The sequence below is a fragment of the Lutibacter sp. genome (assembly GCF_041596795.1).
In the GTDB taxonomy this organism is placed as follows: Bacteria; Bacteroidota; Bacteroidia; order Flavobacteriales; family Flavobacteriaceae; genus Lutibacter.
In genome coordinates, this window is record NZ_JBFHHX010000032.1 from 21,159 (window position 1) to 28,085 (window position 6,927).

Consider the following 6,927-nt stretch of genomic DNA (forward strand, 5'->3'; position numbering starts at 1 on the left):
ATAATAAATTTAAAAGTTCTTTTTTTATTTAGGAAGAACCAATAACTAATTTCCTATAATTAAGCTCCGTAAATCCAACTTAATTCATAAATATAATCGTAAAGTGGGCTGTACAATCCTAAAACTAAAATACCAATTACCGTAATAAGCAAGCCCAATTTCATATATAATTTATTATTAAAAAACGGAATAGGATTTTCATTTTTTCTGATAAACATAGCTCTTACAACTAAAAGATAATAATATAAAGAGATAGTTACGTTTACAACCGCTAAAAACACTAATAAATAAAAACCTTTACTTGCGGCTGCCGTAAATAAGAAAAACTTACCAAAAAATCCTGCAACAGGTGGTATTCCTGCTAATGAAAATAAAGCTAGCATCATTACCAAACTTAAGTAAGGATTTGTTCTGTACAAGCCGTTATAATCATCCATATTTTCTTTGCCCGTTTTTAAGGAAATTGCTTGTACAACTCCAAAAGCTGCTAAGTTTGAGAAAATATAAATCATTACAAAATAAACAATTGTTGCTGTTCCTAATTGGGTTCCAGTTATTAAACCTAATAATATAAAACCCGCTTGCGCAATAGATGAAAATGCTAAAAAGCGTTTCATATTTTGTTGACGTAATGCAAATAAGTTACCAACAAACATAGTTGCCAAAGCAACAACATATACCATATTTTCCCATACATGCATTAATGGTTTAAAAATAGTAAACATTAAAATCATTAAAATAAATACAGCTGCACCTTTTGAAATTACTGATAAATAAGATGCAACACTAATTGGCGCACCTTCGTACACATCGGCAGTCCAAAAATGAAATGGAACTAAAGATATTTTAAATGATAAACCTGCAAAGAATAAAATAAATCCTAAAATTGTTAAGTTGTTTGAAACAATTACTTCAATAATATTGTTAAAAAAGATAGAGCCAGAAGTTGCATATAATAACGAAATACCAAATAATGAAACTCCTGAAGCTAATGCTGCTGAAAGAATTAATTTAATACCTGCTTCACTTGAAATTCTTTTTGTAGTTTCATATGCAGCAAGTGCAGCAACTGGTAAAGTTGATAATTCTAAACCAATATAAAACATTAAAAAGTCACCAGCAGAAATCATAAAATACATTCCTAATAACGATGAGAATAATAAAATAAAGAATTCTGTACCACTGTTTTCATCAACTATTTTTTCTTGAATCCAATCGGCAGATTGTAATAATAAAATAAATACACCAATGTTTAACACATTTTTAAAAAAGTGAATTAAATTATTTGTTTGAAACGATCCTCCAAAAACACTGCATTCATCAATATGAAAAAATCCAACTGCAGTATGAATTCCAAATAAAAAGATAGCCAAATGTACCAAGCTGCTTTTTTTGTTTTTACTTATAAAAATTTCACCAATCAATAGCAATAAAGTAATTGCTAGCAGTAAAATTTCTTGTCTCATTAATAAAAAGTTACTAAAATTCATTTTAGTTATCTGTTTTAATTTTATAATATTCCTTGAATAAACGGTTGTATACTTTCTAAAAGCATATCACTCAACCAAAGTGGTGCAACACCCATTCCTATAATTGGAATAAGCAATAATAAAATACCAGTTTTCTCGTACCAAGTTGCGTCTTCTAATTGTAAATATTCGCTGTTTTTTACAGGTCCCATTAACATAATTCCAACCACTCTTAAAATGTATACTGCGGTAACTACTATTGCTGAAACTGAAATAACAGTTGCCACTCTGTAAAACATTCCTTCGTTTTGAAAAGCTCCAACAAATATGTTCATTTCAGCAACAAATCCGCTAAAACCAGGCAAACCTAAAGAAGCCAAACCAGCAATTACATAAATTGCAGAAATAAACGGAATTACTTTTAATAAACCTCCTAACTTGGTAATATCTCTGGTATGCGTTCTTCCGTAAATCATCCCTATTAAAGCAAAGAATAAAGCTGTCATAAATCCGTGAGAAAGCGATTGCATTAAAGCACCGTTCCAAGAAGTTTTATTTAGCATTAATAAAGCAAATAACACCATTCCTAAATGACTTACCGATGAATATGCATTAATATATTTTAAATCGGTTTGTTTTAAAGCGCCAAATGCTCCATAAATTACTCCGGTTGCAGCTAAAATTATAAAAAACCAATCCCAATGAATTGCTCCGGCAGGTAATAAAAAAATAGCCACTCTAAAAACACCGTAACCACCTAATTTCATTAAAACCCCAGCGTGTAACATAGATACTGCTGTTGGTGCCGATGCGTGACCATCTGGTGACCACGTATGAAATGGGAATAAAGCTCCTAAAACTGCAAAGCCAATAAACGTTAAAGGGAAAAATAATTTTTGAGCTTCAAAAGGAATATCTACTTGTGCAATTTCTAAAATATTAAAAGTTAAAGCACCGCCATCGGCATTTGAATTAAAATAGATTCCTAAAACCCCAACTAATAAAACTGCAGAAGCTCCCATTAACATTAACGTTAATTTCATTGCAGAATATTCTTTTGGACCTGAGCCCCAAATACCTATTAACAAATACATTGGAATTACGGCAATTTCGTAAAAAACGAACATTGTAAATAAATCTATTGAAATAAAGAATCCGTAAACTCCCGTTGAAAGTACTAAAAGAGATATAAAAAATTCTTTTGGTAAATCATCTGTTTTCCAAGAAATAAAAACGCCAGCCAACACTACAATTGCGGTTAACAGTAATAAGGCAACCGAAATTCCATCAACCCCAATAGCGTAATGTATATTAAATTGTTCAAACCAAATATAATCTTTGGTAAAAACCATAATATCCTTATTAATGGCTCTTTCTTTAAAATAAGCAAAAAGTAAATTGATTGCCATTCCTAGTTGAATAATACTTCCAACCATTGAAACTAATCGCGCTTGTTTTAAACCTTTTGTAAATCCTAAAATTAAGATTGTTAAAACAGGTACAACGACAAAGAGTGATAAAATATCCATATTTTTTTAAATTAATTTCAAATTATTTATCAAACCGTCATTCTGAACTTGATTCAGAATCTCATCATATTTTCTACTCAACTTTATGAGAACCTGAATCAAGTTCAGGTTGACGAAATTTTTAATATTTGTCATTTAAATTTTTATTAATTATTTTTTTCTTCATTTTATTTTGAAAAACCACTTGAATGTACAATTCTATTGGCTTTTGACCATTCTCTACTGACTAAACAAATAAATAAAAACCAATGCTAAAACTACAACTCCAGCAATAAAACCAAAGGCATAATCTTGTACTTTACCCGATTGTATTTTTTTAATTTTTTCAGAAATTACAACCGTTTTATTACCAATTCCTTCCATTGTTCCATCAACATATTTTTTATCGAAAATAGCTATTGGCCAAGCGATTCTTTTGTATATTATTTTCTTTGTAACAAACATGTAAATTTCATCGAAATAAAATTTGTTGTTTGCCCATTTGTAAAACATTCCAAAGGCATTTGCAAATCTGTCTGCTAAATCATTTTCCTTTTTATAGAAAACGTACGCTAATCCAATTCCAGTTAAACCAACAACAGTTGCAACAATTGCTAAAGGAATATTTAAGTGCGCTTCAAAGCCAACTCTATCAGCGGTTATTAATTCACTAAAAGGAATAAAACCACCAATAAGACTTATGAATGCTAAAACCATTAAAGGAAATGTCATTGAAATATGTGACTCATGTGGTGCATGTTTGTATTGTGTGTCTTTTCCCCAGAAAATTCCAAAATACAATCTGAACATATAAAAAGCAGTTAAGCCAGCTACAAAAACACCCACAAAATAAATTAGCTTGTTGTGTTCAAAAGCAGCTACTAAAATTTCGTCCTTACTCCAAAATCCTGATAAAGGAAATACTCCAGAAATTGCTAAAGCGGCAATTAAAAATGTAATATGTGTAATAGGCATATACTTACGTAAACCACCCATATCTTTTAAATAGTTACTATGTACAGCGTGAATTACAGAACCAGCACCTAAGAATAATAAGGCTTTAAACATGGCGTGTGTAAATAAGTGGAACATAGAAGCCATATAACCAACACCTTCGTGTCCATCATATCCAGAAACACCTAAGGCTAACATCATGTAACCTAATTGTGACATTGTTGAAAATGCCAATACTCGTTTTATATCAGTTTGAGTAATTGCTATGATTGCGGCGAATAAGGAAGAAAAAGCACCAACATAAGCAACAACATTTAAGGCAAAACCATTTTCAACAAAATAATACATTGGAAATAATCTGGCTACTAAATATACACCAGCAACTACCATTGTTGCTGCGTGAATTAATGCAGAAACAGGAGTTGGGCCTTCCATAGCGTCAGGCAACCAAATATGTAGTGGAAACATGGCTGATTTTCCAGCGCCACCCATAAATATTAATATTAAAGCCCAAGTAGTAATAGATAATCCCATAAATGAAGTTGATGCCCAACTTAAAATAGCATTTCCTTCAGGATTATTTAATGTTTGAAAATCGTATGTTCCTGTATAATAGCCAATAATTAAAATTCCAATTAAGAAACCTAAATCTGCAAAACGCGTTACAATAAATGCTTTTTTTGCTGCAGCAACTGCTGAGGTTTTTGTGTAATAATATCCAATTAATAAATAAGATGAAACGCCTACTAATTCCCAAAAAATATAAATTTGGAATAAGTTTGTTGCCAATACCAAACCAAACATAGAAAAGGAGAATAAACCTAAAAAGGCAAAAAAGCGGGTATAACCATCATCACCTTTCATATAGCCTCTACTATAAATATGAACCATTAATGATATGATTGAAACAACAATTAACATCATTACTGAAATAGGATCAATTAAAATACCCATATCAATTGCTAAGGTATCTGTAAAGTTCATCCACGTTGTTTTTTCAACAAATGTTTGATAAACGCCATCAACTTTTCCAACTACAAAAAAGTATTGATAAGCTGTATAAAAAGATAAGGCTGCTGAAACAGATAATCCTGCAACACCAATGTATCCAGAAATAGCTGGTTTTATTTTTTTATTAAAAATTCCAAGCAGTAAAAAAGCTGCTAGTGGAATTAATGGGATTAATATTACGTATGTAAAATTCATATTTTCATGAGTTTTAATTTTTTACCACAAAGCGCACAGAGTTAAACACAGAGTTTTACAGAGTACCATTTATAATTCTTTTTATACCTTGTTTTAATAAAGTTACATTGAAATTAATCAATAAACCCAATTTATAATTACCTAATTTCATATATGTTAGTGTTTGAGCCATATGGACATCATTTAATGAATCAACGCTTTTTAGTTCAATCACAACTTTGTTTTCAACAAGTAAATCTATCCTGTATCCACATTCTAATTTTACATTTTCATAAACAAGCGGCATTGGCTTTTCTTTTTCAACTGTTAACCCTTCTTTTTTAAGTTTGTAATAAAGGCATTCTTGATATGCACTTTCTAACAAACCTGCACCTAAACTCTTATGAACATCAATGGCACAGCCAATAATTTTTGTTGCAATATCATTTTCTGTCATTCTCAGTGTTCTTTGTGTAATCTTTGTGTTCTCTGTGGTTATTAAATAGTAGGTTAATAAAGCTATAATTTTTTGACCACTTCAAACTTCAATATTAATATTTCATAATTTCAGTGTCCTTAACTTCTACAGAAGCAATTTGTCTGTAAAGGTTTATAATTATTGATACAGCCAAGGCAGTTTCTGCAGCGGCAACAGCAATAATAAATATTGAAAAGAAAACGCCTTGCAACATATCTGGATATAAATATTTATTGATAACAACAAAATTTATAACTGATGCATTTAATATTAATTCAACTGACATTAAAATTGAAATCAAGTTTTTTCTGGTAATAAAACCGTACACACCAATAAAAAATAGGATAGAGGTAACGGTTAAAATTTCGTATATGCTAATTCCGGCTATCATAATGTTGTATCATTTTTGTCGGTTAGTTTTTTCCCTTTTGCAATTACAATTGCACCAATCATAGAAGCTAGTAGTAAAACACTAATTACCTCAAATGGTAAAATAAATCCACCAGTTTCGTAGCTTAATAATCCAAGTCCAATATCTTCGGTTGATGTTGTTACTGAATTTTCAACAACATTAAATTGATGACCGTAAATAGTGGTTAAAAAGACACCTAAACCAATTAAACAGGCTAAAGCCGTTAAAATTTGTTTTGATCTTTTTGCTAATTCTAGTTCCATTTCAATATGATGAACTAAAACCACTGAGAAAATTATTAAAACTATAATTCCTCCGGCATACACAGTTAATTGAACAGCTGCTAAGAAATTGTAATCTATTAAGAAATAAATCCCTGCAATCCCACACAAAACAAACAATAAATAAATAACAGAGCGAAGCATTTTTTTGCTAGTTACCGAAGCAATTGCAAAAACAATCATTATCAACGCTAAAATGTAAAATATAATTTTTTCCATATGCTTATTCTTCTACACCAGCTTTTAATTTAGAGCCTGGTTGATTTAAAACTTTGGTCAAATAAGATCTGTCGTATACTGAATTTTCAAAATTTTGAGCCCAAACAATAGCATCAGTAGGGCAAGCTTCAATACATAACCCACACATAGTACACATGCCTAAATGGTAAATGTGTTTGTCTATCATTTTTTTCTTTTTGCCACTTTCAGGATCAATTTGACGGTCCCAAATAATTTCTATAGAACCATTAGGGCAAGCCAATTCACATTTTTGACAACCAGTGCAACGATGTTCATTATTTTCATCGTGAGGCATTACAACTTCACCTCGAAAACGTTCAAACATTTTTAATGTTTCTCGGTTATCAGGATATTGTTGTGTAATGGCTCCTTTTCTTGAGGTTAAAAAGTACTTTCCGGT

The 6,927-nt window shown here is 30.7% G+C and carries 7 protein-coding genes; all 7 read right to left on the reverse strand.

Annotated elements, in window-relative coordinates; translation table 11 throughout:
* Positions 1 to 59: 59 nt before the first annotated feature.
* Entirely contained in the window at positions 60 to 1,466 is a 1,407-nt protein-coding gene (locus tag ABY298_RS05955; RefSeq protein ID WP_372745093.1) for an NADH-quinone oxidoreductase subunit N, read from the reverse strand.
* Positions 1,467 to 1,510: 44 nt separating this feature from the next.
* A complete protein-coding gene (locus ABY298_RS05960; protein ID WP_372745094.1) occupies positions 1,511 to 2,998 on the reverse strand; it encodes a NuoM family protein in 1,488 nt (495 codons plus the stop codon).
* A gap of 219 nt (positions 2,999 to 3,217) precedes the next feature.
* A complete protein-coding gene (gene nuoL, locus ABY298_RS05965) occupies positions 3,218 to 5,137 on the reverse strand; it encodes an NADH-quinone oxidoreductase subunit L (RefSeq protein WP_372745095.1) in 1,920 nt (639 codons plus the stop codon).
* A 55-nt stretch (positions 5,138 to 5,192) separates the two neighbouring features.
* A complete protein-coding gene (locus ABY298_RS05970; RefSeq protein ID WP_372745096.1) occupies positions 5,193 to 5,573 on the reverse strand; it encodes a GxxExxY protein in 381 nt (126 codons plus the stop codon).
* Positions 5,574 to 5,667: 94 nt separating this feature from the next.
* Positions 5,668 to 5,985, reverse strand: coding sequence for an NADH-quinone oxidoreductase subunit NuoK (gene nuoK / locus ABY298_RS05975; protein WP_372745097.1), 318 nt, complete (start codon positions 5,983 to 5,985; stop codon positions 5,668 to 5,670).
* Entirely contained in the window at positions 5,982 to 6,506 is a 525-nt protein-coding gene (locus ABY298_RS05980) for an NADH-quinone oxidoreductase subunit J (protein WP_372745098.1), read from the reverse strand. The genes nuoK and ABY298_RS05980 overlap by 4 nt, the downstream gene beginning before the upstream one ends.
* A 4-nt stretch (positions 6,507 to 6,510) precedes the next feature.
* Positions 6,511 to 6,927 (reverse strand): 4Fe-4S binding protein (locus ABY298_RS05985; protein WP_372745099.1); only part of this gene is annotated, 417 nt, incomplete at its 5' end.